Source organism: Oceanisphaera litoralis (assembly GCF_016907015.1).
Lineage (GTDB): Bacteria > Pseudomonadota > Gammaproteobacteria > Enterobacterales > Aeromonadaceae > Oceanimonas > Oceanimonas litoralis.
Map to the genome: position 1 here is coordinate 60873 of NZ_JAFBBE010000009.1, position 25039 is coordinate 85911.

Genomic DNA, 25039 nt, shown 5'->3' on the forward strand with positions numbered 1-25039 from the left:
AAAAGCCCCTGCGGGGGCTTTTTTGTGGGCGCCGCCGCTGTTGTTCGGCGACAAGTCGAGTATTATCGAAGACCTGTTCGGTACCGTGAAGTCACCCTATGTCACCCGCAATAATCTGGCTCAGGCGAGTCTTTACTGACAGCCATTTTTTCTTCGCTCTGAAAGTGCTGCTGACCATGACCAGTCTGGTGCTGCCCGGCTGGTGGCTGGATCAGACATCCGCCGCCATGACCCTTGCCCTGGGCGCCATGGCCGGCGCCCTGAGCGAGGTGGATCAGGCCCCAAAGGGGCGACTACGCCACCTGCTGCTGAGCCTGCTGTGCTTTTTCAGCGCCATCACCCTGGTGAACCTGTTCATCGACAGTCCCCTGTTGTTCGGTCCCCTGCTGGTGCTCAGCACCCTGGTGCTGATCCTGATAGGTGCCTGGGGACCGGCCGCCGGTAGCCTGGGATTCGGCACCCTGCTGATATCGCTCTATGCCATGCAGGGCCATGCCGACAGCCCTTCCTTCTGGTACCAGCCGCTGCTGCTGACCCTGGGAGCGGCCTGGTATGGCCTCCTGTCCTGGCTGGTGCTGCTGGTCTGGCCCTACAAACAGGTACACGAACAACTGGCCCAGTGCTACTTCGCGCTGTCTCGTTATCTACTGGAAAAGTCCCGTTTCTTCGACAGTCCCACAGAGCAGCATCAGCACCGGCGGCATCAATTGGCTCAGATCAACATTCAACTGGTCAGCGCCCTGGAAAACACCAAGCAAATGCTGAGCCTCCGTATTCAGGGCCAGGGAAAACAGGAGCAAGAGCAGGAGCCGAGCCGACTGCTGGCTCTCTATCTGCTGGTGCAGGAAATGCACGAACGCGCCACCTCCAGCCATCATCCCTATCAGCAGCTGAATCAGGATCTGAAGCAGGTCGATGTGCTGGTCGGCTACCAGACCCTGCTGGAGGAGCTGGGCGAAGCCTGCTATCGGCTCGGCTACGCCATTCTCACCCATAATGCCTATCAGCACAGCAAACGCATCACCTGGGAACTGAGCGCCCTGCAGGATCAACTGGATTACAGTCACCTCAAACGCCACTACCCACGCTCCCTGCTCAGCCCGATGAAGTTTCTGAGCCGCAACATGGCGGACCTGCATCAATCACTGCTACGGGCCGAGGCCCTGACCCGGCGTGAGCCACTGCCCGAGGCGGTATCCATCGAGCTGGCGCGTCCGCAGCCGATGCCATTCTGGCCCAAACTCAGGGCACTGCTGCATCCCAATGCCCTTTTGTTCCGCCACGGGGTGCGTCTGAGCCTGTGCTTTACCCTGGGCTATGCCCTGATTACCGGCCTTGAGCTTGAACGTGGTTACTGGATACTGCTGACCATTCTTTTTGTCTGTAAACCCAGCTTCAGCGCCACCCGCAAGCGACTGATGCAACGTACCCTGGGAACCTTCGGCGGCATAGTGGCGGCGATTCCCCTGCTTTACGTCTTTCCCTCGGTCGGTGCCCAGCTGGTGATACTGCTGCTGTGCATCTTTATCTTCTTTACTCAGGTCAAGGTCTATTACAGCTGGGCGGTGGGCTTCGTCACCCTCTTCGTCATGCTGGCCTTCAACCTGCAAGGTGCCGTGACCGAGCCGGTGTTTCTGCCCCGATTGTTGGACACCCTGGTCGGCTGTGCCCTGGCCTTTGTCGCGGTCTGGTTTATCTGGCCCGACTGGCAGCGCCGCCACCTGCCCCGGCTGATGGCCGATGCCATGGAAGCCAACGCTCATTATCTGGCCGCCATTGCCCGTCAGTTCGAACATGGCCGGGATGACGAGCTGGGCTACCGGCTGCCACGCAAGCAGGCTCACCTGGCGGATAATCAGCTGGCGCTGGCCTGGCAGAATATCCGGGTAGAACCCGTCCCCCGATTTTGGCTGAACCTGTGTTTCGACATTGCCTATCGCAACCATGCACTGCTGTCGTATCTATCGACCCTCGGCGCCCATCGCATGCACAGCGCACCCTTGCAGGACGACCAGATCCAGCAACTGGTGGATCGGCTGCTGGCCTCGGCCCGGGCACTGCGCAGCGAAGAGGCGTTGCCGGACTATCCGCCGCTGCCGACCAGTACCATCGACGCCGATAGCGACGATGAATGGCTGATCCTCAGCCGTCAGTTATTGAATCACGTCACCCTGCTGGTGAATGCACTTTACCAGCAGGCCCAGGGCTTTCGGCAGCCGGCGCCGGCGGAAGGTGCACCGAGCCCGGGACTTGGGTAACATCACGCCTCCATGAGCGCAAAGAAGATGAAAGAAGGTGACAGAAGGTGAATGATTATGTTCGAGTTTGAGGGGCGCACCATAGAAACCGATGCCCAGGGCTATCTTAAACAGCATCGGGACTGGCAGCCGGAGATGGTGGCTATTCTGGCCGAGCAGGAAAGCATTACGCTGACTCCCGAACACTGGGAAGTGATCCAGTTCGTGCGCGAGTTTTATCTCAAATACAACACCTCGCCGGCCATGCGCGCCCTGGTCAAGGCCATGGCCAAAGAGCTGGGTGAAGAAAAAGGCAACAGCCGTTACCTGTACCGGCTGTTCCCCAAGGGTCCGGCCAAACAGGCCACCAAGCTCGCCGGCCTGCCAAAACCGGTGAAGTGCATCTAGACCGTAGATGTGAGGTGTGAGATGTGAGGTGTGAGGTGTGAGGTGTGAGGTGTGAGAGCATAAAAAAGCCCGAATTGATTCGGGCTTTTTTATCGCTTAACGCTTATGGCTTACCGCTGCCCTTGGGGCTTATTCCTGTTCCGACTTGGGATACTTGGCGGCGGTTTCCTTGATCAGCGGCTGCAGTTCGCCCTGCTGGAACATTTCCATGATGATGTCGCAACCACCCACCAGCTCACCGTCGACCCACAGCTGGGGGAAGGTCGGCCAGTTGGCGTATTTCGGCAGCTCGGCACGAATTTCCGGGTTTTGCAGAATATCCACGTAGGCGAAGGGTTCGCCACAGTTCATCAGCGCCTGAGAGGCCTGGGCAGAAAAACCACAGCTGGGGAATTTGGGCGACCCTTTCATGTAAAGCAGAATCGGATTTTCACTGATTTGGGTTTTGATTTTTTCAATTGTATCCATAGGGCACCTCAGCAGACAGCTGTATGTTAAAAAACGTGATGTGTTAAAGGCCACATTCTACTTTATCCCTCTGTGGTCACAAGAGCGGGCCGCCATAAATCGGTATTGGCAATGCATTAACCTGAAGCAAGACCCACACCGATGGCGTTTCGACTGAAAGCCACCGCTTTTCAGTGCCTTTCAGCTCCGGGGTACCCCTACAAAAGCTGTTGTTGTTTAGCCGTCCGGCAAACTGCTACAATCCTTTCAGCAATTTAGCGGTTTGCGGCTAAAAATGTCGGCCGTCCCGCCATGGAAAGAAAGCAAGTCAGCAATGTCGAGACCAGCCTCAAGGCTGGCACCATCAAAATGGAGAATATAATAATGGCATTTGAACTTCCCGCTCTGCCTTACGCCAAAAACGCACTGGAACCTCATATCTCTCAGGAAACCCTGGAATACCACCACGGCAAACACCACAACTCCTACGTGGTCAACCTGAACAACCTGGTTCCCGGCACCGAGTTCGAAGGCAAGTCTCTGGAAGAGATCATCACCTCTTCTACCGGTGGCATCTTCAACAACGCCGCCCAGATCTGGAACCACACCTTCTACTGGAACTGTCTGGCTCCCAACGGTGGCGGCGAGCCGACCGGCGCCCTGGCCGATGCCATCAAGGCGACCTTCGGTTCTTTCGACGCCTTCAAAGAAGAGTTCACCAAATCCTGTGTGACCAACTTCGGCTCCGGCTGGACCTGGCTGGTGAAGAAGGCCGACGGCTCCGTTGCCATCGCCAACACCTCCAACGCCGGTTGCCCGCTGACCGACGCCGCTACCCCGCTGCTGACCTGCGATGTATGGGAACATGCCTACTACATCGACTACCGCAACGTGCGTCCCGACTATGTAAAAGCCTTCTGGGCTCTGGTCAACTGGGACTTCGTGGCAGAAAACTTCGCCAAATAAGTTCCGGTTAGTGAAAAACACCCCGGCTCGCCGGGGTGTTTTTGTTTCTGCCTATTTTTATTTATCGCCTTGAAGTGAACTTGTAGCACAACCGAATGACCATGGCGCCTATCTGATGGCACGCTCAATCCGGGTTTAAGTGCAAGCTCATCCATAGCCCTGCCGGTCAATCGCTGAAGTCCGTGGCCCCGGGGGAAGCATCGATTTGACCCAATCACCACACGGCGCTTGCTTGACTTCAACCTTGTTGCAAACAACCATTGGCCCATTCCACGTCCAAGGTGTGTGCACTGTAAACGCCCTTGGCCTGCAAAAACCGGCATATCCTGTTGAGGCAATGCAAGATGACACTATCAGCTCAGGAGCGCGCCCCAGAGTGAAAGGTTTACTATCCCTGACCGCCCGCTTAAGCATTTTGTTTGGACTCACCATGCTCGGCATCTGGATACTGGTCAGCGTACTGCTGTTACATGCCCTGAGTCACCATTTCGATAAGCAGGACGACACTGAGATCACCGGCAAGCTGCAACTGGCCACAAACTTCCTGTCGGCACATATCGAGTCGGGAGCACAGGACTGGTCATCCCTGAATCGTCAGCTTAATGATGCCCTTCTGGGTCACCACAGCCTCTATATTCTTATCCTGGATCCACAAGGCCAGGTGTTGGCCGATATTCACCCGCCTGGTTCGGCACAGCCCGGCATGGCAGCGGGGAATGGCAGATGGGGGATAACCCCGGGAAGCATTGAAAACTGGCGTGATAGGGGCACCGTTTTTCGCAGTATAACGGAGCAGTGGGTGCCGGAAGGTAGAGGGAAGCAGGCCGAGCTCCCCCCCTATTTTCTTGTGCGTGCCACCATAGATACCAGTTATCACCAACATTTTATCGATGAAATAAAAAATGGGCTGTATTGGTTTACCCTGGGTATCGGCGTAATTTCACTCTTTCTCGGGTGGGTTGCCTCCCGGACAGGATTGAAGCCGCTGCGTGAATTGACATCGGTCTCTAAAAAGGTGACCGCCAGTCAACTCAACCAGCGCTTGTCACTGGATCATGCTCCCTCCGAGCTCTACGCCCCCATCAAGGCATTCAATACCATGCTTGACCGCCTGGAGGCGTCATTTCAGCGGCTGTCAGAATGCTCTTCCGATATTGCCCACGAGCTGCGTACACCGGTGAACAGCCTGATGATGCAAACTCAGGTGGCGCTGGCACAACCACGAGATGCCGAGGACTATAAGGAAGTGCTTTATGCCAATCTGGAAACAGCCGAGCGACTGGCGAGAATGATTGGTGAAATGCTGTTTCTGGCCAAATCGGAGCAGGGCCAGCTGGCCATGCAGCGTGAGCCACTTGAACTGGCCGATGAACTGGACGAATTGCTTGAGTTTTTCGAGCCGCTCGCCAGTGAAAAGCAGGTACGGTTACAACGGCAAGGCAGCGCCAACCTGCTGGGTGACAGATCCATGCTGCAAAGGGCATTCAGCAACCTGCTGAGCAATGCCATTCGCTATACACCGGCGCAAGGCGACGTGCGCATTACTATATGTAACGACAGCAAGGGCACCACCGTTAAGGTCGCCAATCCAGGTCCGGCCATTCCACCCGAACAGTGGCCTCGCCTGTTCGATCGTTTTTACCGAGCCGACAGTGCCCGTCAGTCGGTCACCGAGGGCACCGGGCTTGGCCTGGCTATCGCCAAGGCGATTATCACCGCGCACTATGGGACTTTATCCGTATACTCCAATGAACGGGAAACCTGCTTTACGGCCCATTTTGCCCGCACAGACCCGTTAACTACTATCGAATAACGGCTTACTCTATGCCCTGTTGCCGCTGCTGTGCACGGATGTAGGCAATGATGTCGCCAACTTCTTCGCGGGTGACGCCGGGCACCGGTGGCATGTCGCCAAAGCGCCAATGATGGGCGCGTACCCCGTTGGCGGCCGCGCGGTAAAAGGCCTCGTCACCATGATGGGATGGCTCATACACCTTGTGAATAAAGGGTGGTCCCTGGCGAGTGCCTTTCAAGTCTGCCCCATGACAGCTGGCGCAGTTATCCTTATAAGCCAGCTTGCCCTGCTGTATTTGCTCGGTTCTGACGGACAAGTCACCCGGCAGAAAATGACTGCCCACCATGGCGATCGCTGCCAATATCACCATTCCTGTACCCCATAACCACCAGCGGTTAGCCTTTGATGTTTTGTGCACGGCGTTACTTACCTTCTTGCTCGGCTGACTAAAAAATGGCATGGGAGCCTACCCATACCATTATCCTTTACATCACCTGTACCCGGCCCTTCATGCCCGCTTCCATATGGCCGGGGATCAGGCAGGCAAAGTCGACGGTGCCGGCCTGATCAAACTGCCAGACCAGGCCGCCTTTCTGACCCGGTTGCAGGCTGATCATATTGGGCTCGGCGTGTTTCATATCCGGCATCTGGCGCATCATCTCGGCGTGCTCCTGCAACGATGAAAGGTTGCCAATCACCAGCTCATGGGTCAGCTTACCCGGGTTTTTAATAAAGAAACGCACGGTTTCACCCGCTTTCACCTCGATTTGTGCCGGTGAAAAACGCATATCATCGCTCATCACCACTTCGATGGTGCGGCTGACCTCGGCAGAACTCCCGGGCCGGCCTATGCCGTGCATATCCTGCTGCATGGCTGCCATATCATGGCCTTGGTGGCCACCGTGTTCACCGGCGGCCAAGGCCAGGCCTGGCAACAACGACAGCATTAAAACCGGTAGTGTCTTTTTCATCTGTCTCTCCTTGATGTGCGTTTTATCACGCAATAATGATGGGTTAAAACCAGAACCGCACCCCGGCGACCCAACGGGTTTCCTGGGTTGCTTCGCCTTCTTCCCGCACCAGGTCTGCGGTGTTGCCCAGGGCCGCCGCCCATTCCCAGCCTGCATAGGGAGCGAACTGTCGGCTGAACTCATAACGCAGGCGGGCACCGGCCACCAGTTCGGACAAGCCACGGCCCTGACCGCGCTCGGCATCATCCTTGCCATAGGCGGTCAGCTCGGCCCTGGGTTGCAGTACCCATCGCTGGGTCAGCAAAAGCTCATATTCCCCTTCCACCGCCAGCGCCGTTTGTCCGTCGTCGCCCAGATAGGCGGTGGCATCGATCTCGAACCAGTACGGCGCCAGGCCCGCTACCCCCAAGGCCAGCCAGCCCTGATCCGGCCCGTGGCCGGTGTCGTAACGAACACCCAGTTCGCTGTTCCAGAAGGTGGTCAGGGCATGGCTCCATAACAGTTCGGTGCTGGCTTCCTCCAGTCGACCACTGTCTATATCGCCTTCGGCCTTGAGCACCGCCCTGTCGTAGTCACGACCAAACCAGGCGCGAGCATCATAGGTCAGTGCATGGCCTTCATCCTTGTCGACCCGCTCCAGCCGATCGACCAGCACACCGTAAAAAGTATGTTCGTCGGCCAGTCGCAGTTGCCGCAGGCCGGGCAAAACATAGGGCCCTTCTTCCAGGGTAAAGCCACCGGAATAGGCATGGGGATCCCGGGCATCGGCGGGCGCCGAGCCACCCTGCATCTGCATGCTGTCATGATCCATGCCTCCCATCTGGCTGTGGTCCATATCCTGCGCCTGGCCATGGTCCATGCCCTGCATCTGACTGTGGTCCATGCCCTGCATCTGACTGTGGTCCATGCCCTGAGCCAGCGCCACCCCGGCCGGCAACGCCGTCAAGGCCAGCAGCATGCTGCTCCATCCGGACTTCATTGACGTTTTCCTTTTGTTGATACGGCTCATGACACCACCACCTCGCGGAACATGCCCGCATCCATATGGAACATAAGATGACAGTGCCAGGCCCAGCGCCCCGGGGCATCGGCAGTCACCAGGAAGCTGATCCGCTGGGCCGGTTGTACCTGTATGGTATGGCGCCGTACCAGAAACTCCCCCTCCGGACTCTCCAGCTCGCTCCACATGCCGTGCAGATGCATGGGGTGGGTCATCATGGTGTCATTGTGCAGAATAATACGCACCCGTTCGCCGTAGTTCAGGTGAACCGGGGTGGAACTGCCGAACTCGACCCCGTCGAAGGACCAGGTATAACGCTCCATGTTGCCGGTCAGGTGCAGCTCTATTTCCCGCTCCGGTGGCCGTGGGTCCATGGGGCCGCCCGGGGTGCGCAAGTCGGCCAGGGTCAGTACCCGACGGCCGTTGTTGCGCAGCCCCACACCGGGATCGTCCAGATTGGTACGTGGCGTATCCACCCGCATATCCACGCTGGGACCGTATTCGCTACGGGCATGGCGCACTTCACGACTCGCCTTGGCCAGACCGCCGGCCATGGCACCATGATCCATTCCAGTCATGGCGCCCATCTCCATGCCGCTATGGTCCATTCCAGTCATGGCGCCCATATCCATACCGCCATGGACCATGCCGCCCATATCCATACCGCCATGGTCCATGTCACCCATGTCACCCATGTCACCCATGTCACCCATCATATCGGCCATCGTCAGATTCTGGGGTGGGTCCAGCTCGGGTATGATGGCAAGCAGCCCCTCGCGCGTGGCCAGGGTGCCACTGGCATAGCCGGTCCTGTCCATCGCCTGGGCGAACAGGGTATAGGCCTCGGCGGTGGGCTCGACGATAACATCATAGGTTTCGCCGGGGCCGAAGCGAAATTCATCCACCGTTACCGGCTCGACATTCAGGCCGTCGGCCTGTACCACCGTCATCTTGAGCCCGGGAATACGCACATCATAAAAGCTGTTACCGGCACCATTGATAAAGCGCAACCGCACCCGCTCCCCCTGCTTGAACAGGGCCGTCCAGTTGCCGGCAGGCGTGGTGCCGTTCATCAGGTAGGTCAGGGTCTGGGATGACAAGTCCGCCAGATCGCTCGGGCTCATTCTCATCTCGTTCCACATCTGCCGCTTGCTCAGTGCCGCCTTCAGACCGTCGCTGGAGACATCGCGGAAGAAGTCGAATACGGTGGGTTGATTGAAGTTGTAGAAATCGCCCTGATTCTTGAGTTTACCGAACACCCGCATCGGGTTTTCGTCGGTCCAGTCGGACAGCAGCACCAGGTGCTCACGGTCGGCCTGAATGGTCTCGCCTTCGGCCGGGTCGATGATCAGGCCACCGTACATGCCGGTCAGCTCCTGCATGCCCGAATGAGAGTGATACCAGTAGGTGCCGCTCTGCTCCAGCGTGAACCGATAGGTAAAGGTCTCGCCGGGGGCAATACCGGGGAAGCTGATGCCCGGCACCCCGTCCATCTGGTAGGGCAGTATGATACCGTGCCAGTGAATGGAGGTCGGCTCCTTGAGCCGGTTGGTAACGCGGATGGTGACCTCGTCTCCTTCACGCATGCGCAGGGTGGGCCCCGGGATAGAGCCGTTGATGGTGGTGGCCATGCGCGCCTTGCCGGTGAAGTTGACCGGGGTTTCATCGATCACCAGATCGAATTCGGTACCGGTCAGCACGGGAACGTCGCCGGTCAGGGTGCCCGGGCTGGCGGCCTGGGCCGGTCTTAGCATGGGCGCCATGCCCAACACCACTCCACCGGCGGCCAGACCTTGAACAAATCGACGGCGGGGTAAATTCGGCCTGTTAGAAGAAAGCTTCATAACAATCTGCCCTTTTTATTAAAAATGGGTTATCCGGAGTCTTCAGCATACCGGTTGGCGGCTGTCCCACAGATGACCCCGCCATTACAAATTTGTCATGTAAAGTGTGGCAGCCTGCGTTCCTTGGCTGCTGCTGGTCTCCCCTATTTTTTCTGATAGGCTGTCAGCTATCCGAGCAAGCACAACAAGAACTCACATGAAACTTCTGATTATCGAAGATGAAATCAAGACCGGCGATTACCTGCAACGTGGCCTGAACGAAGCCGGTTTTGTGGTTGATCTGGCACGCAACGGGACGGACGGGCAATATCAGGCAATGAACGAGCCCTACGATCTCGTCATTCTGGATGTGATGCTGCCGGACATTGATGGTTGGCAGCTCCTTCAGTCATTAAGGAACGAAGATAAGCAGATGCCCGTGCTGTTTTTAACCGCTCGCGACAGCGTGGAAGACAGGGTCAAAGGCCTGGAACTGGGCGCGGATGACTATCTGGTCAAGCCGTTCGCCTTTTCGGAATTACTGGCCCGGGTACGTACCCTGTTGCGCAGGGGAGCCACATCGACCTTGAAAGACTGCCTGCATGTCGCCGACCTGACCCTGGAGTTGACCAGGCGCCGGGCAATCCGGGCGGGTGAACGCATCACCCTGACCAATAAAGAATTTGCCTTGCTTGAGCTGCTGGTGCGCAGGCAGGGAGAAGTGCTGCCCCGCTCCCTGATCGCATCCCTGGTGTGGGACATGAACTTCGACAGTGATACCAATGTCATCGATGTGGCCATCCGCCGTTTACGGGCTAAAATTGATGACGATTTTGAGCCCAAGTTGATCCAAACCGTGCGCGGCATGGGATATACCCTGGACCTGCCGAATCACGGCTAGCCGCTGCATATCGGCAACACCTTGCTGTTCTGGCGGAGGAAACAGTGCTTACCTTTCCTCCGCCACATCATGATCCATCATCTGCTCCATCATCATGTGCATCATGTTCATACGCTGCTCCATCATGCCCATACGCTCTTCCATGCCCATGGGTGACATCCCTTTGCGACCCGACCCCATACCTCCCTGACCTTTCATCATCTGCATTCCCTCCCGCATGCTCTGCCTATGGGTCTGCATCAATGCCCTGCGCTTTTCGGGATCGCTTTCCTGATTTATTTCTGCCATTAAAGCCTGCATTTTTTCCATATGCTGATGCATGGTCTGCATCTGTTCCTGGTTCATCATGCCCATCATAGCGCCGTGTCGATGTGCCCCTGACTGCGACTGATGACTGTCGGCAAGCACTGGACCTGCCATGACAGCGGTGACCATCAACATCCTGACCAATTTTTTCATGATATTTTCCCTATCTCCCATCCGGATAGAACCCAAAGCTATCTCCGGTAGCTGCAATGTTCAGTCTAGTTGGACAGAACAGCGGCAACGCTTCATTACAGATTTGTCATTTTTATGTTGCCTCGCCCCCGGGTATGCTCCCTCGCCCACCATGGCCCATCCCTTTACCCATAAGTCCCTGAGTGAGTATCATCAGCATCACTGAACAACAGACATAGCGGCGGGTGGCATGGCAAGTTGGGTTGAGCAGGAGTTTGCCACGGCAGATCTGGGTGATGAGTGATTAAATCAGCGACTGGTCAAGGTCGTTGACACCCTGGCCACACAACCAGGCAAAAGCATCACCGCCGCCTGCCGTGGCTGGAGCGAGCGGCAACGCACAACACCGGGAAAGGGAGATGGCGAACCCGGGTTACAAACGCTGTGGCTGGGCCTGGAACGTTGTCATGATATGGTCTGTGCCATACAAGAAACAAAGGAATTATTGGGCTGACTTATGGGTAAAGGGATGGCTTTAGTCTCGACGAAATCGGCGACCTGCTCCGGCTGGAAGAACGCACCCACTGTCAGGAAGCCAGCGATCTTGCCGAGTACAAGCTTTGGGACATGCGTAAAAAGATCGACAGGCTGGAGAAAATCGAGAAAGTGCTGGCCGAAATGGTCGACCAATGCCACGCACAGCAGGGCGATATCACCTGTCCGCTCATTGCGACATTGCATGATGGAATCAGAGGGACAGGAGACCACAAAGGTTAGCTCTTCGGGAGTTGGTATAAATTGCCAGCGAGTGATCCACGCTTACCTATATGCCCCCGGCCCTTACCTTCCTAGATGTCCACACCATAAAGGCTGTCGCCAATGGGCTTGACCACGTCCTGACTGACACCGTCGACATCCCACACCTGTTGGATACCAGAAAAGACGGCCCTGTTTCGTCCTAAATGCTTGGCCTCGTAGAGTGCGTGGTCGGCGCGAGACAGCGCCGACTCAAATCCCTCCTCTGGATTTAGACAGCAGGTTACGCCAAGGCTGACTGTTATTTCGAGTCTATGTTTGCCGATGATAATGGGTGCATCGGCCAGGCAGCGGCGGATACGTTCGGCAAGCATCATGGCTTCCTCGCGAGTGCAACCGGGGGTCAGGACCAGAAACTCTTCCCCGCCATAGCGCCCGAAAACATCATATTCACGCAAGCGCGCGGTGACACGCCGAGACATCTCGCGCAACACCTCATCTCCGACTTGATGGCCGTAGGTGTCGTTAACAGCTTTAAAAAAATCGAGGTCGACCATGATCACCCCCAGACTGTTAACGGGCTCCTGCGGTACGTGTCGTTGCATCCGCGACAATTCCTCTTCAGCCCGATGGAGCACGGCACCTCGGTTAATTAAACCGGTCAATGTATCGGTAATAGCCTGCTGCTCTAAGCGGTTGAGCAGAGCTTTAAGCTGCTTGCTGCCCTTATTCACCACCCAAAAAGAGAGCAGAAATACACCCATAAGAATGCTCGCCAGGAGCAGCAGCGCAGAGCTGACTCGATAGGAAATCTCATTTCTGTAGCGGGTGACATCGAGATATACCTCAAAACTACCCGCGATCTCCCCCGAGATATTGTAAACGGGCAGGTAGGTTTCCACGACATCGACATCGAACCGCTGCTCCTCATGCAGGTCAATGACCAGCTCCTTGGTCACTTGGTGGGAGTCGGTCTCCCCGCGCAGGGCCTTCTCCAGGCCAGGACTGTCTTCAACCCGTATACCGATGATGTTGGCATCGGTGCTATAGATGATCACCCCGTCGAGATCAAACACCTTGATCTTGACGATCCCGAAGAGGTGCAGCATGTCTTTGATTGTTTGATCAAAGGTATTAAATCCATGGTTGTCCATAGCGATATTTTGCTCGCCATCACTGAACAGGAGATTATAGTGCTGGGCAACAATCAGCTTCGCAATCTGATTACTATCGTATTCGGCCTCTGTCAATACGCTGTTGGTTGCAGCACGCTGTATGCCAACCCAGGTCAGGCTTAATATCAAAAAGATGGAGACAACACCGCAAATCAGCAGCAGCCGCTGCAAACTAGTAGGATCACGCTCTAGATGACTCAGTTTATGCATATCCCCTCCTTGGGTTGTATATTTTTTGCCTACTGACACCGGCAGGGCTGACGCATCAAAGTTCAAAAAATAAACACCTTAATAACGGCTGTATCAAATGGGATGCCAAATGGGATGCCAAATGGGGTATCAAAGGGCCCAGAACGAATCCATTTTAGTGGATGCTAATTATACAGTCTAGATTTTTTGAGCAGATATGATGCTGTGAACAGGCTTTGATCGTTCATAAAACGAGCATGCGTCAGCCCTGCTGACACCGGCGGTTCAATACCGCATTCAAAAGACACGTCGCTCAATAATAGTGGGTCGAGCCATGTCATTGCTTGAGCAGGCTCCGGTGAGCATGACCATTGCCGCCGACACCCTCTCGGAGCATGATTTGTGCCCTTCGGTGACCGAGCTGCGAGGGCAGTAACTGTTGGCTGACGCCAATTATCTGGACCAGAACTGGCAGAGGCGCCCCCAACAACAGAGTCCCGTTTATTGCCGCCATCTCCGTCAATGAAGCAGGTAATTAGGCCCTGGCTGAGGCCCTGGATGGTTTACTGTTCTGACGTGTCTGTTTGCGCTACAATTGCCGCCCTCCCCGTTAATTTGGTTAAAAAACAAGCAATGATAGACAGCAAAGTGCCGCGCATCGGGTTCGTCAGCCTGGGTTGCCCTAAAAATCTGGTCGACTCCGAACGAATTCTGACCCAGCTGCGTATCGAAGGTTATGAGGTGGTGCCTTCCTACGATGATGCCGATCTGGTGATCGTCAATACTTGCGGTTTTATCGACAGCGCCGTGCAGGAATCCCTGGAAGCGGTGGGCGAGGCCCTGAGCGAAAACGGCAAGGTCATCGTCACCGGCTGTCTGGGCGCCAAGGAAGATCAGATCCGCGAAGTGCACCCCAAGGTGCTGGAAATTACCGGCCCCCATTCCTACGAGCAGGTACTGGAGCACGTGCACCGCTATGTGCCGCGTCCGGAATACAACCCCTTCGTCAATCTGGTACCGGCACAGGGCGTCAAGCTCACGCCCAAGCATTTCGCCTACCTGAAGATATCCGAAGGCTGTAATCACAAGTGCACCTTCTGCATCATTCCCTCGATGCGCGGCGATCTGGACAGCCGCCCCATCGGCGATGTGCTGAGCGAAGCCCGTCGCCTGGTCGACGCCGGTGTGAAGGAGCTGCTGGTGATCTCCCAGGATACCTCCGCCTACGGGGTTGATGTGAAGCACAAGACCGGTTTCGCCGACGGCATGCCGGTCAAGACTCATATTCAGGCCCTGTGCGAAGAGCTGGGCAAGATGGGCGTCTGGGTGCGGCTGCATTATGTGTATCCCTACCCGAGTGTGGATAATCTGATCCCGCTGATGCGCGACGGCAAGCTGCTGCCCTACCTGGATATTCCGCTGCAGCACGCCAGCCCGCGCATCCTCAAGCTGATGAAGCGCCCCGGCGCCGTGGATCGCACCCTGGAGCGGATCCGCAGCTGGCGTGAAATCTGCCCGGAGATCACCATTCGCTCCACCTTCATCGTCGGCTTTCCCGGCGAGACCGAGGAAGACTTCCAGATGCTGCTCGACTTCATCGAGCAGGCCGAGCTGGATCGGGTCGGTTGCTTTACCTACAGCCCGGTAGAAGGCGCCCGCGCCAACGAGCTGGCGGATCCGGTACCGGAAGACGTCAAGCAGGAACGGTTCGAGCGCTTCATGTCGCTGCAACAGTCTATTTCTACCCGCAAGCTGGCGCAGAAAGTGGGCAAGGTGGTACAGGTGTTGATCGACGAGGTGGACGAAGAAGGCGCCATCGGTCGTTCCAGCGCCGATGCGCCGGAAATCGACGGTGTCGTCTATCTGAACGGCGAAACCGGCCTGACTCCCGGCCAGATGGTACAGGTCACCATCACCCACTCCGACGAATACGATCTCTGGGGTGAACTGGCCTGATCGCCATCACCTCCTGCAACAGCCCCGGCAACGGGGCTTTTTTATATCCGTCTCTTTTGTATCCATAAACTGATAGCTATTTCACTGTATTTGTTGCTAAACAACATTTCTGTTGCTGCTATTTTCATCCGGCCATGGTTTTTCTCGAACTCAGTCATACTTTGGTCCAGTGAGACTCTTCAGCCAATCGATTGTCCTGTATACTGGTTGTTGATTTTCACGCCGTCCAGGGTCAGTCCTGGCCCGTCTCATCGAGCCCGGTAGTCCAGATGAATACATTAGAAAAAATTACAAAAAGTATCGAAAGTTTCAGCAAGTCTGAAAGAAAAGTGGCAGAAGTGATCCTTGCCTCACCTCAGACCGCCATCCATTCCAGCATTGCCACCCTGGCCAAGCTGGCAGATGTGAGCGAGCCGACCGTCAATCGCTTTTGCCGCCGGCTCGACACCAAGGGATTCCCCGACTTCAAGCTGCATCTGGCCCAGAGCCTGGCCAACGGTACGCCCTATGTCAGCCGGCAGGTGGAAGAAGACGACAGCCCCGAGTCCTATACCGCCAAGATTTTTGAATCCAGCATGGCGTGTCTGGACTCGGCCCGTAACACCCTGGATCCACAAGCGGTCAATCGCTGCGTCGACTTGCTGACCCAGGCCAAGAAGTTGTCCTTCTTCGGTCTGGGCGCCTCGTCGGCCGTGGCCCACGATGCCATGAACAAATTCTTCCGCTTCAATGTGCCGGTACTGTGTTTCGACGATGTGGTGATGATGCGCATGAGCTGCATCAACAGCTCGGAAGGCGATGTAGTGGTGCTGATCTCTCACACCGGCCGCACCAAGGCGCTGGTGGAAATTGCCCAGCTGGCCCGCCAGAACGATGCCATCGTGATCGGCCTGACTGCCAAAGACTCTCCTCTTGCGCGGGAATGCACCATGGTATTGTCGATGGATGTGTCGGAGGACACCGACGTTTACCTGCCGATGGCCTCACGTTTGGCTCAAATGGTGCTTATTGACGTACTGGCCACCGGCTTTATTTTGCGTCGTGGCAGCAAATTCCGGGAGAACCTGAGAAAAGTTAAAGAAGGGATCAAAAATTCACGCTTTGATAACCCACATCTTTGATGTTGATCAAATGACCATAAAAAGCGGTCATTTATGTGACGCCGCCTACACTTATTCATTTTCTTCGGTTATTATCGATAACAATTTCACAAACCCGGTTCACAAACCCGGTTCATAAACCAAGGATGCAGCATCAGACCGTGAGCAAGCCACTCCACACCCATAGAGCGTCTGTCATCACGACATCTTCTCCGGCTGTCACCCTCTCGTCTGCAGACGTCCATTGTGCTTCTATTTATTGCGGCCTGCCAGGTTCTAAATACCGCGCAACCTCCCCCTTTTTATGTGATCTACCCTTCAATTGGAGTCTCTTATGTTAAGACGTACCAAGATAGTTACTACCCTGGGTCCGGCTACCGATCGCGACAATAATCTCGAAGAAATCATCAAGGCCGGTGCCAACGTGGTGCGTATGAACTTCTCCCACGGCACCGCCGAAGATCACTTGCAGCGTGCCAACCAGGTACGTGACATCGCCAAGAAACTGGGTAAGCACGTCGCTATTCTGGGCGATCTGCAGGGCCCCAAGATCCGCGTGTCGACCTTTAAAGACGGCAAAATCCAGCTCAGCATCGGTGACAAGTTCGTGCTGGATGCGGATCTGGCCAAGGGGGCCGGCGACCGGCACCAGGTGGGTATCGACTATAAAGACCTGCCGAAAGACGTGAAAACCGGCGACATTCTGCTGCTCGACGATGGTCGGGTGCAACTGCGGGTGGAAGGCGTAGAGGGCAACAAGGTACTGACCGAAGTGACCGTGGCCGGCCCCCTGTCCAACAACAAGGGCATCAACAAGAAAGGCGGCGGACTTTCCGCTCCGGCCCTGACCGAAAAAGATAAAGAAGACATCATTACCGCCGCCAAAATCGGTGTCGACTATCTGGCCGTGTCTTTCCCTCGTACCGGTGAAGACATGCGCATTGCCCGCGACCTGGCCCGTGCCGCCGGCAGCAATGCCAAAATGGTGGCCAAAGTCGAACGGGCCGAGGCCGTGGCCACCGATGCCGCCATGGAAGACGTGATCCTGGCCTCCGACGTGGTCATGGTTGCCCGGGGCGACCTGGGGGTTGAAATCGGTGACTCCGAGCTGGTGGGCGTTCAGAAGAAGCTGATCCGTACCTCTCGCCGCCTGAACCGTGTGGTCATTACCGCCACCCAGATGATGGAATCGATGATCACGGCGCCGCTGCCGACCCGTGCCGAAGTCATGGACGTGGCCAACGCCGTGCTGGATGGCACCGATGCGGTGATGCTGTCTGCCGAAACCGCCGCCGGCGATTTCCCGGTCGAAACCGTGAAAGCCATGGCCGAAGTCTGTCTGGGCGCCGAAAAGCACCCCAGCGTCAACGTGTCCAACCACCGCATGAACTTTACCTTCACCTCGGTGGAAGAAACCGTCGCCATGTCTACCATGTATGCGGCCAACCACCTGCAGGGCGTGAAGGCCATCGTCGCGCTGACTCGCTCCGGCACCACGCCGCTGCTGCTGTCTCGCGTGAGCTCCGGTCTGCCGATTTTCTCCCTGTCGGGTGAAGAAAAGACCCTGGCCTGGAGCAATATGTACCGCGGTGTGACGCCGGTTTACTTCAAGAGCGATTCAACCAAGAGCAGCACCGAAATCAGTCGTGAAGCGCTGGCAACCCTGAAGAAAGCCGGTTACGTGAACAGCGGTGACCTGGTACTGCTCACCCATGGCGATACCATGGAAGTGGTCGGCAGCACCAACACCTGCAAGATCCTGATCGTCGAATAAGCCTTCCGCTTTACTGACGTTAAAAGCCGTCCTTCGGGACGGCTTTCTTGTTTTATGGCTTTCATTGTTCCGCCGGCGCAAACCCACCGGCGAATCGAAATTGACAGGCATGGCGCCATACAGTCCCCTCCCCTTTAACACCGCACCAGCAGAATACCTGCGGAGTGCAACGCAAGGGGAGGGTTAGGGAGAGGTTGCTGCTGCATATTCGCATGTTCCCCTGGCTCAATGCCTCGATCTGCAGCGACACCCCCTCCCAGCCTCCCCCTGGCGAAAACCCGCCGTTTGCCTGTAGCCCCACAGCCAAGGGGGAGGAGCGGTTCGGCGGCACCGACAAAAAACTCAGGCCACCTCGGATTTTTTACTGCTGCTTGCCTCCCGGCTCAGTTCGCCGGGCTTGAAGCTGTCGACCGCAATGGCGTTGCGACGCAGTTCATCGGCGTGTTTCAGCTGCTGCATCTCGGTCTCGTCGATAATGCCCTCTGCGCTTGCCTGTAGCAGCAGCTCGTCAAAGGCCAGCTCGCGTGGCAGGGTGCCGGCTTTTTGCGCCGCACGCAGTTTTTTCTCGATACCCTGCACCGATACCATGGCCAGAAAGGCGGCTTCCACCTCGCCCAGCCCGGGTCTGCCCTCGGCAGGCACATAACAGAGCGCCGTTAACCGGTCGCGCACCCCGCCCGGTGTCATCAGCACCTTGCCGATGGCCTGGGCATGCTTGTCCAGCGGTTTTTTGTAGCGGTTACCCAGCGGGAAGATCAGCGCCTTCAGGATCAGCGCCACCGGACGATGGGGGAAGTTCTGAAAGAAACCGTCCAGTGCCTCGCCAATCAGATTCAGGTTACGCGTCAGCGCATAATGCACGAACGGCAGTTCATCTGCGGGTCGGCCATTGTCCTCGAAATACTTGAGGGTGGCGCTGCCCAGATAGAGATGACTCAACACATCCCCCAGCCGCGCCGAAATCATCTCCTTGCGCTTGAGATCACCGCCCAGCAGCAGCATAGACACATCGGCACAGAGTGCCAGCGCCTTGCTCATCCGCGCCAGCTGTCGGTAGTAGCAAGCGGTTTCACCGGACACCGGGCTGCCATTGAAACGGGCGCCGGTCAGCCCCTGCCAGAGTGCACCGAACAGGTTACCGGTGGCAAAGCCGATGTGCTTGAACAGCAAACGGTCAAACGCCTCCAGCCCCGCCTCTTCATCCGGGTTGGCCGCCGCATCCAGTTCCTGCAATACATAGGGGTGACAACGGCTGGCCCCCTGGCCGAAGATCATCAGGTTACGGGTCAGAATATTGGCCCCCTCCACCGTGATCGCCACCGGTATGCCCATGTAGTTGTGGGCCAGATAGTTGCCGGGGCCCATTTGAATGGCCTTGCCCGCGTGTACATCCATGGCGTCATCCAGCACGGTGCGTGCCATTTCGGTCATATGATACTTGGAGATGGCGGTCACGATGGCCGGACTTTCGTTCAGATCCAGCGCCCGGGTGGTCAGCCGACGGGTGGCTTCCAGCTGATAGGTCAGGCCACCGATGCGGGCCAGCGCTTCCTGCACCCCTTCAAATTTGCCGATGGACAAGCCGAATTGCTTGCGCACATAGGCATAGGCACTGGTGGTGCGCACCGACAGATGGCCGCTGGCGGTACCCAGCGCCGGCAGCGAGATGCCCCGCCCTGCCGACAGGCATTCCACCAGCATGCGCCAGCCCCGGCCCGCATATTCGGACCCGCCGATAATCCAGTCGAGGGGAATAAACACATCCTTGCCGCGAGTCGTCCCGTTCAGAAAGGCCAACCCCATGGGGAAGTGACGAGCACCGATTTCCACTCCCGGGTGGCTGGTGGGGATCAGCGCGCAGGTGATGCCCGGCGCCTTGTCATCGCCCAGGAGGCCGTCGGGATCGAGCAGCTTGAATGCCAGCCCCAGCACGGTCGCCCGTGGCGCCAGGGTGATATAGCGTTTGTCCCAGTTCAGACGAAGACCCAGCACCTGCTCGCCCTGGTATTCCCCCTCGCACACCACGCCACTGTCGGGAATGGCGCCCGCATCGGAACCCGCCTCGGGCCCGGTGAGGGCGAAGCAGGGTATCTCTTTCCCACTGGCCAGTCCGGGCAACCAGCGGTCTTTCTGCTCATCGGTGCCGTAGTGCATCAGCAACTCGCCGGGGCCGAGCGAGTTCGGTACCATCACGGTCACGGCGGCGCTGACGCTGCGCGAGGCAATGCGAGCCACTATGGTGGAGTTGGCATAGGCGGAAAAGTCCCGGCCACCGTAGGAGCTGGGGATGATCAGCGAGAAAAAGCCTTGCTGCCTGATGTAGTCCCACACCGGCTCGGGCAGTTCCCGTTCATCGTTGACTATCTGATAGTCATCCAGCATGGCCAGCAGGGTTTCCACCTGATTATCGAGAAAATGCTGCTCTGCATCGGTCAGGGTCGAGGGTCCATACGCCATCAGCGTTGACCAGTCCGGTTTGCCGCCGAACAGTTCGCCGTCCCACCAGACAGAGCCGGCCTCCATCGCCTCGCGTTCGGTCTCCGACAATGGCGGCAGTATCTTCTTGAAGGTGGCGAAGGCCGGCCCGCTGATCCATTTCTTGCGTAAACTCATGTTCCCTCTCCTCATTAACCGATACGGTCGCTCAACAGGGGGTGGCACCCACGCCACTGGCCAGATAAGGGATCATCTTGCGTACCAGCCCTTCCACATCGATGTCTTCATCGAAATCGGTTTTGGCGATGTCCCGCAGTGCGTCACTGGACGCCATGGTGAACACCACGGTACCCAGGGTGAAGTGCAGTCGCCAGAACACATCGGCCGACGATAATTCCGGCGCCGCCTTGTGAATGGCCCGGGTAAAATGCTCCAGTACCTCGCCATAATGATTGACGATAAACCAGCGCAAAAAGCCCTGGTTATCGATGTAGCCCCGACCCAGCAGCTGCAGGAAGAGTTCGGGCCCCCGGCGCTTGAGCACCGTCAGCTCCATCAATGGCGCCACAAAACAGCCGAATACCTGATGCAGCTTGATGCCGGGCTCGGTCAGCAATTGCCGCAGCGCCGCATCGACCCTGGGCATAAAAATCGTCAGGTAGCGATCCATCACCGCCTTGATCAGGTCTTTCTTGGAGCCGAAGTGATAGTTGACCGACGCCAGATTCACGTCGGCTGCACTGGTGATCAGCCGCAGCGAGGTATCGTTGAACCCCTGCTCGGCAAACAGCACCTCGGCGGCCTCGAGTATCTTCTGCTTGGTATCTACTTTGCCTACTTTTTTGTCTACCTTGCCTACCTTGCCTACCTTTCCTGCAGCTTTGTTCACTGTGTACCTCAAAAATAAAACAATCGTTTAAAATCTATGTTTCATGAGCGATGACTGTCAAGTTAAACCCTTGTGATAAATTTTTCCCTTTTTGACACAGATAACGGGAACCTTCGGGCCCTTCTTCGCTCCAATGTAATGCCACTGCAATTAAGCACTAAGTCTTTGCCCAGCCTTGCTGGGCATTTTTTTGCTCGCCGTTCTTTGCGACGCCTCTTTTGTGTAGCATGGCTCCCCGGCAACCAAGCATGACCATCGATCATAAAAAGGAAAGCATCATGACCCTGGCCAATGCCCCGGCAGAAGTACAACTGGCGGTAGATTTGATTGAAATACTGGAGCTGAATAACGTGGATCCTGCCCTGGCTCTGGCGGCGCTCGCCATCGTCAGAACAGACTGTGAACGCAAGCTGACCAGGCCCGATGGACAGGGCGAATAAGCCGATAGCGCAGGCGCTGTCTATGTGCGCGCCCCCCATACTGCCGATGATGCTGGCGCACCGGCGCGCCAGAGGATATCCTCTGGCGCATTGATGCCCGTCGAGTTAAACATGTTCAAGACCCTGCCCGATAATCCGATTTCCCGCTGGCTGCTGATCTTTCTGCTGCTGGTGGCCGTTTACTTTTTCAATGACTTTCTGGTGCCGGTACTGGGCGCCCTGATCATCGGCTTTGCCAGCTGGCCACTCTATCACCGGCTGCTGCGCCTGTGCCGGGGCAAGGAATTGCTCGCCGCCAGCCTCGCCGTACTGCTGGTCATGTTGACCCTGGTGGTACCGCTATCGTTTGCCTTTGCCTACGCCTTCGGGGAAATAAAGGACTGGGTCGAGCTGCTTATCGACGTCAACCGTCAGGGGGCGGCCATGCCGGAGTGGATAAAGGCGTTACCCGCCCTGGGCAACTGGCTGACCCCCTACTGGGATAAGTACCTGGCCGAGCCCCAGGCGCTGAGCGAGCTGGTGCGTCTGCTCAGTGGCGAACAACTCGGCAATCTCTATCGCTGGATTCTGACCCTCGGCAGTAGGGCCTTTCATCTGTTTCTGATCCTGATTTTCATGCTGATCACCCTGTTCTTCATCTACAAGGACGGTCAGATACTGGCCCGTCAACTCGATCGGGTGGGCGAGTCGGTGCTGGCCGGACACTGGGCCCGCTTTTCGCGCATGGTGCCGGCCACCGTCACCTCTACCGTCACCGGCATGGGGCTGATTGCCCTCGGCGAAGGCGTGATACTGGGTATCGCCTACGCCATGGCCGGTGTTCCCTCACCGGTGGCGCTGGGCATGCTGACCGGCTTCATGGCCCTGATACCCGGCGGCGCCCCGCTCGCCGTTACCCTGGTATCACTCTATCTGGCCGGCTCCGGCGACACGGTGGCGGCGGTCGGTCTCTTCCTGTGGGGAGCGATTGAACTGTTTATCGTGGACAAGACCATACGTCCCCGCTTGGTGGGTGGCCCCATCAAGCTGCCGTTTCTACCCACTTTTTTCGGCCTGGTCGGCGGGGTCACCACCATGGGTATTGTCGGCCTCTTTATCGGGCCGGTACTGATGGCGCTGCTGGTGGCCATCTGGCGGGAATGGCTACACAGCCTGCCCCCGGAGACCCGGGCATAAAAAAGCGGGAAGTCGGCATCGACTTCCCGCTTTTTATTGACCGCTTACCGGTTACGGCTTGCTTTACAGCTCTTCTTCCAGATAGGTATACCCTTCCAGACCGGCCGACAGTTCTTTCAGCATCATGGCCCGGGTGGCCTCGTCCAGATCCGGTTGATTCACCAGCACCTCGTAACGGGCGTTGATCACCGAGGGATCTATGTCCACATAACGCAGCATGTCGGCGACCGTACTGCCGGCTTTCACGTTATTGACCACCACCTTGCCCTGCTCGTCCACCGACACTTCCGCGCTGTGGGTATCGCCGAACAGGTTGTGCATGTCGCCCAGAATCTCCTGATAGGCACCCACCAGGAAAAAGCCCAGATACTGGGGCTGACCGGGCACAAACTCCGGCATCGGCAGCGTGGTTTCCACCCCCTGACCATCCACGTACTGGTCGATGGCACCGTCCGAGTCACAAGTGATATCCAGGATCACCGCGCGACGAGTCGGCGCCCGATCCAGGCCGTCCAGCGGCAATACCGGGAAGATCTGATCGATACCCCAGGCATCGGGCAGCGACTGAAACAGGGAGAAGTTGACGAAGCACTTGTCCGCCAGCTTCTCGTTCAGCTCGTCGATAATGGGTCTGTGCGCCCGATTGACCGTATCCAGCCGTGACTTGATGCCCAGACAGATATTGAGGTGCATTTCCTCGGCCCAGGCTCTGTCTTCCAGGGTCATCAGACCCATGTTGTACTGCTGATGTACATCGGCCAGCTCGGCCACGGTGTCGTGGTAGATTTCGAGCAGGGGCGGATCTTCCTGACACAAGTCTTCCCAGGTTTCCCAGATGTTCTGCAGCAGGAAGGCGGCATCGTCTGCCGGCGCTTTCGCCGCCTGGGGTTTGGCCGATTCGGTGCTGATCACATCGGCCACCAGCATGGCATGGTGCGCCGTGATGGCCCGGCCGGATTCACTGATAATCAGCGGATAAGGCAGCTCGAACTCGCGGCACACATCGCCGATGCCCCAGACCACATTGTTGGCATATTCGCGCAGGTTATAGTTGGCCGAGCAATAGCTCTGGGAACGGGTGCCTTCGTAATCCACACCCAGACCACCGCCCACATCGACGATATCGACCGGTACGCCCATGCGGCGCAGCTCGCCATAGAAACGGCCGCATTCACGCACGCCTTTCTGGATATCGCGAATGTTGGCAATCTGGGAACCCAGATGGAAGTGCAGCAACTGCAGCCAGTCCAGGCAGTCCGCATCACGCAACTGCTTGACCAGGCTCAGCACATGGGCCGCACTCAGGCCAAACTTGGACTTTTCGCCCCCGCTGGACTGCCATTTTCCGGCGCCCTGAGAGGCCAGCCGGGCCCGTACACCGAGGCGAGGCGCCACATTGAGCCGCTTGGCTTCGTCCATCACCATGGTCAGCTCGGACAGCTTCTCGATAACGATATAGACCTGATGGCCCATCTTGGTGCCCAGCAGCGCCAGACGAATATATTCCTTGTCTTTGTAGCCGTTACAGACGATCACCGACTCGGTTTCGTGACTATGCGCCAGTACCGCCAGCAGCTCCGGCTTGGAACCGGCTTCCAGGCCCAGACGAGGCTTGTCTTTGTAGGCCTTGGTGACCGCATCCAGCACACCGCGCTGCTGGTTGACCTTGATCGGGTAAACGGTCAGGTAATCGCCCTGGTAACCATAATCTTCGATGGCGCCGCTAAAGGCGTTGAACAGGGCATCGATGCGGCTTTTGATAATATCGGGGAAACGCAGCAGCACCGGCGCGGCGTAGCCTTCGGCCTTGAGCTGCTCGACCACCTCGGATACCACCACTTTGGCCTCGGGTCGGGTTTTATCGGGGGTAACCACCACCCGTCCCTGATCGTCCAGATGAAAGAAGCCCGCGCCCCAGTAAGGCAGGTTATACACCTTGAGCGCGTCGTTTGCGGACCATTCAGCCATATTCTTTGTCCCCTTTGAATGTAAGGGCCATAGAAGATCCGGACCTGGATAAGGCCCGGTACGATAATGTTGTGACGCTCCGAGGATATAGAGCGTTCGCTGCTTCGGCAAACCTCGCCATGACATGGGTACTAGTGACATAGCTACTAGTGACATGGCTACCCATGGCCATCAGCGTGGTTTGTCCTGAAAAA

22 protein-coding genes are annotated in these 25039 nt (G+C 57.1%); 12 read left to right on the forward strand and 10 right to left on the reverse strand.

The window, feature by feature from the left end:
• The first annotated feature begins 98 nt into the window (after positions 1–98).
• Positions 99–2258, forward strand: a complete 2160-nt coding sequence (gene yccS, locus HNR62_RS07390) for a YccS family putative transporter (RefSeq protein ID WP_204795443.1) — start codon at positions 99–101, stop codon at positions 2256–2258.
• Between the two features lie 57 nt (positions 2259–2315).
• Positions 2316–2645 (forward strand): TusE/DsrC/DsvC family sulfur relay protein, encoded by a 330-nt coding sequence (locus HNR62_RS07395; RefSeq protein WP_204795444.1) that lies wholly within the window; start codon positions 2316–2318, stop codon positions 2643–2645.
• A 129-nt stretch (positions 2646–2774) separates the two neighbouring features.
• Here the strand turns inward: HNR62_RS07395 and HNR62_RS07400 are convergent, their stop codons facing one another.
• Complete coding sequence (locus tag HNR62_RS07400; RefSeq protein ID WP_071471778.1) at positions 2775–3113, reverse strand: Grx4 family monothiol glutaredoxin; 339 nt, start codon at positions 3111–3113, stop codon at positions 2775–2777.
• A 363-nt stretch (positions 3114–3476) separates the two neighbouring features.
• On the opposite strand from HNR62_RS07400, the gene sodB reads away from it, so the two are divergent.
• Both sodB and HNR62_RS07410 read left to right on the forward strand, forming a co-directional pair.
• Complete coding sequence (sodB, locus tag HNR62_RS07405) at positions 3477–4058, forward strand: superoxide dismutase [Fe] (RefSeq protein WP_204795445.1); 582 nt, start codon at positions 3477–3479, stop codon at positions 4056–4058.
• A 232-nt stretch (positions 4059–4290) separates the two neighbouring features.
• Positions 4291–5871: a heavy metal sensor histidine kinase gene (locus HNR62_RS07410; protein ID WP_239552668.1), complete on the forward strand. Its 1581-nt coding sequence runs from the start codon at positions 4291–4293 to the stop codon at positions 5869–5871.
• Between the two features lie 4 nt (positions 5872–5875).
• On the opposite strand, the gene HNR62_RS07415 is transcribed toward HNR62_RS07410, so the two are convergent.
• The 4 genes from HNR62_RS07415 to HNR62_RS07430 form a co-directional block, all read right to left on the reverse strand.
• On the reverse strand, positions 5876–6223 hold the full coding sequence (locus HNR62_RS07415; RefSeq protein ID WP_239552669.1) for a c-type cytochrome: 348 nt from the start codon (positions 6221–6223) through the stop codon (positions 5876–5878).
• A 115-nt stretch (positions 6224–6338) separates the two neighbouring features.
• Positions 6339–6824 (reverse strand): cupredoxin domain-containing protein, encoded by a 486-nt coding sequence (locus HNR62_RS07420; RefSeq protein ID WP_239552670.1) that lies wholly within the window; start codon positions 6822–6824, stop codon positions 6339–6341.
• 43 nt (positions 6825–6867) lie between these two features.
• Complete coding sequence (locus HNR62_RS07425) at positions 6868–7803, reverse strand: copper resistance protein B (RefSeq protein ID WP_239552671.1); 936 nt, start codon at positions 7801–7803, stop codon at positions 6868–6870.
• A gap of 26 nt (positions 7804–7829) precedes the next feature.
• Complete coding sequence (locus tag HNR62_RS07430) at positions 7830–9668, reverse strand: copper resistance system multicopper oxidase (protein WP_204795447.1); 1839 nt, start codon at positions 9666–9668, stop codon at positions 7830–7832.
• Positions 9669–9864: 196 nt separating this feature from the next.
• Between HNR62_RS07430 and HNR62_RS07435 the strand changes: the two genes are divergently transcribed.
• The gene (locus tag HNR62_RS07435; protein ID WP_204795448.1) at positions 9865–10548 is read left to right on the forward strand and encodes a heavy metal response regulator transcription factor; all 684 of its coding nucleotides are present in this window, start codon (positions 9865–9867) and stop codon (positions 10546–10548) included.
• A 48-nt stretch (positions 10549–10596) separates the two neighbouring features.
• On the opposite strand, the gene HNR62_RS07440 is transcribed toward HNR62_RS07435, so the two are convergent.
• Positions 10597–11007 (reverse strand): RAD23 family protein, encoded by a 411-nt coding sequence (locus HNR62_RS07440; RefSeq protein ID WP_204795449.1) that lies wholly within the window; start codon positions 11005–11007, stop codon positions 10597–10599.
• 295 nt (positions 11008–11302) lie between these two features.
• Between HNR62_RS07440 and HNR62_RS16440 the strand changes: the two genes are divergently transcribed.
• Together HNR62_RS16440 and HNR62_RS07450 are read left to right on the forward strand one after the other, a co-directional pair.
• Positions 11303–11500 carry a hypothetical protein gene (locus HNR62_RS16440; RefSeq protein ID WP_204795501.1) on the forward strand — a complete coding sequence of 66 codons (198 nt, stop codon included), beginning with the start codon at positions 11303–11305 and terminating at the stop codon, positions 11498–11500.
• A gap of 53 nt (positions 11501–11553) precedes the next feature.
• Entirely contained in the window at positions 11554–11763 is a 210-nt protein-coding gene (locus tag HNR62_RS07450) for a hypothetical protein (RefSeq protein ID WP_239552676.1), read from the forward strand.
• A 71-nt stretch (positions 11764–11834) separates the two neighbouring features.
• Here HNR62_RS07450 and HNR62_RS07455 read toward each other — a convergent pair whose 3' ends face one another.
• Entirely contained in the window at positions 11835–13127 is a 1293-nt protein-coding gene (locus HNR62_RS07455; protein ID WP_204795450.1) for a GGDEF domain-containing protein, read from the reverse strand.
• 612 nt (positions 13128–13739) lie between these two features.
• On the opposite strand from HNR62_RS07455, the gene rimO reads away from it, so the two are divergent.
• From rimO to pyk, 3 genes are all read left to right on the forward strand, one after another.
• On the forward strand, positions 13740–15062 hold the full coding sequence (rimO, locus tag HNR62_RS07460; protein WP_204795451.1) for a 30S ribosomal protein S12 methylthiotransferase RimO: 1323 nt from the start codon (positions 13740–13742) through the stop codon (positions 15060–15062).
• A gap of 269 nt (positions 15063–15331) precedes the next feature.
• Positions 15332–16183 (forward strand): MurR/RpiR family transcriptional regulator, encoded by an 852-nt coding sequence (locus HNR62_RS07465; protein WP_204795452.1) that lies wholly within the window; start codon positions 15332–15334, stop codon positions 16181–16183.
• 313 nt (positions 16184–16496) lie between these two features.
• A complete protein-coding gene (gene pyk, locus HNR62_RS07470; RefSeq protein ID WP_204795453.1) occupies positions 16497–17936 on the forward strand; it encodes a pyruvate kinase in 1440 nt (479 codons plus the stop codon).
• Positions 17937–18278: 342 nt separating this feature from the next.
• Here pyk and HNR62_RS07475 read toward each other — a convergent pair whose 3' ends face one another.
• Both HNR62_RS07475 and psrA read right to left on the reverse strand, forming a co-directional pair.
• Positions 18279–20549, reverse strand: a complete 2271-nt coding sequence (locus tag HNR62_RS07475; protein WP_204795454.1) for an acyl-CoA dehydrogenase — start codon at positions 20547–20549, stop codon at positions 18279–18281.
• Positions 20550–20580: 31 nt separating this feature from the next.
• Positions 20581–21261, reverse strand: coding sequence for a TetR family transcriptional repressor PsrA (gene psrA / locus HNR62_RS07480; RefSeq protein WP_204795455.1), 681 nt, complete (start codon positions 21259–21261; stop codon positions 20581–20583).
• A gap of 278 nt (positions 21262–21539) precedes the next feature.
• Between psrA and HNR62_RS07485 the strand changes: the two genes are divergently transcribed.
• Positions 21540–21701: a DUF2496 domain-containing protein gene (locus HNR62_RS07485; protein ID WP_204795503.1), complete on the forward strand. Its 162-nt coding sequence runs from the start codon at positions 21540–21542 to the stop codon at positions 21699–21701.
• 93 nt (positions 21702–21794) lie between these two features.
• On the forward strand, positions 21795–22877 hold the full coding sequence (locus HNR62_RS07490) for an AI-2E family transporter (RefSeq protein ID WP_204795456.1): 1083 nt from the start codon (positions 21795–21797) through the stop codon (positions 22875–22877).
• A 63-nt stretch (positions 22878–22940) separates the two neighbouring features.
• Here the strand turns inward: HNR62_RS07490 and speA are convergent, their stop codons facing one another.
• Complete coding sequence (gene speA / locus HNR62_RS07495) at positions 22941–24845, reverse strand: biosynthetic arginine decarboxylase (protein ID WP_204795457.1); 1905 nt, start codon at positions 24843–24845, stop codon at positions 22941–22943.
• Positions 24846–25039 lie beyond the last annotated feature (194 nt).

Excerpts from the sequence above, each read along its gene's own strand:
- yccS (WP_204795443.1), top strand. The coding sequence starts at position 99 with ATGTCACCCGCAATAATCTGGCTCAGGCGAGTCTTTACTGACAGCCAT.
- HNR62_RS07395 (WP_204795444.1), top strand. The coding sequence starts at position 2,316 with ATGTTCGAGTTTGAGGGGCGCACCATAGAAACCGATGCCCAGGGCTAT.
- HNR62_RS07400 (WP_071471778.1), bottom strand. The coding sequence starts at position 3,113 with ATGGATACAATTGAAAAAATCAAAACCCAAATCAGTGAAAATCCGATT.
- sodB (WP_204795445.1), top strand. The coding sequence starts at position 3,477 with ATGGCATTTGAACTTCCCGCTCTGCCTTACGCCAAAAACGCACTGGAA.
- HNR62_RS07415 (WP_239552669.1), bottom strand. The coding sequence starts at position 6,223 with ATGGTGATATTGGCAGCGATCGCCATGGTGGGCAGTCATTTTCTGCCG.
- HNR62_RS07420 (WP_239552670.1), bottom strand. The coding sequence starts at position 6,824 with ATGAAAAAGACACTACCGGTTTTAATGCTGTCGTTGTTGCCAGGCCTG.
- HNR62_RS07425 (WP_239552671.1), bottom strand. The coding sequence starts at position 7,803 with ATGAAGTCCGGATGGAGCAGCATGCTGCTGGCCTTGACGGCGTTGCCG.
- HNR62_RS07430 (WP_204795447.1), bottom strand. The coding sequence starts at position 9,668 with ATGAAGCTTTCTTCTAACAGGCCGAATTTACCCCGCCGTCGATTTGTT.
- HNR62_RS07435 (WP_204795448.1), top strand. The coding sequence starts at position 9,865 with ATGAAACTTCTGATTATCGAAGATGAAATCAAGACCGGCGATTACCTG.
- HNR62_RS07440 (WP_204795449.1), bottom strand. The coding sequence starts at position 11,007 with ATGAAAAAATTGGTCAGGATGTTGATGGTCACCGCTGTCATGGCAGGT.
- HNR62_RS07455 (WP_204795450.1), bottom strand. The coding sequence starts at position 13,127 with ATGCATAAACTGAGTCATCTAGAGCGTGATCCTACTAGTTTGCAGCGG.
- rimO (WP_204795451.1), top strand. The coding sequence starts at position 13,740 with ATGATAGACAGCAAAGTGCCGCGCATCGGGTTCGTCAGCCTGGGTTGC.
- HNR62_RS07465 (WP_204795452.1), top strand. The coding sequence starts at position 15,332 with ATGAATACATTAGAAAAAATTACAAAAAGTATCGAAAGTTTCAGCAAG.
- pyk (WP_204795453.1), top strand. The coding sequence starts at position 16,497 with ATGTTAAGACGTACCAAGATAGTTACTACCCTGGGTCCGGCTACCGAT.
- HNR62_RS07475 (WP_204795454.1), bottom strand. The coding sequence starts at position 20,549 with ATGAGTTTACGCAAGAAATGGATCAGCGGGCCGGCCTTCGCCACCTTC.
- HNR62_RS07485 (WP_204795503.1), top strand. The coding sequence starts at position 21,540 with ATGACCCTGGCCAATGCCCCGGCAGAAGTACAACTGGCGGTAGATTTG.
- HNR62_RS07490 (WP_204795456.1), top strand. The coding sequence starts at position 21,795 with ATGCCCGTCGAGTTAAACATGTTCAAGACCCTGCCCGATAATCCGATT.
- speA (WP_204795457.1), bottom strand. The coding sequence starts at position 24,845 with ATGGCTGAATGGTCCGCAAACGACGCGCTCAAGGTGTATAACCTGCCT.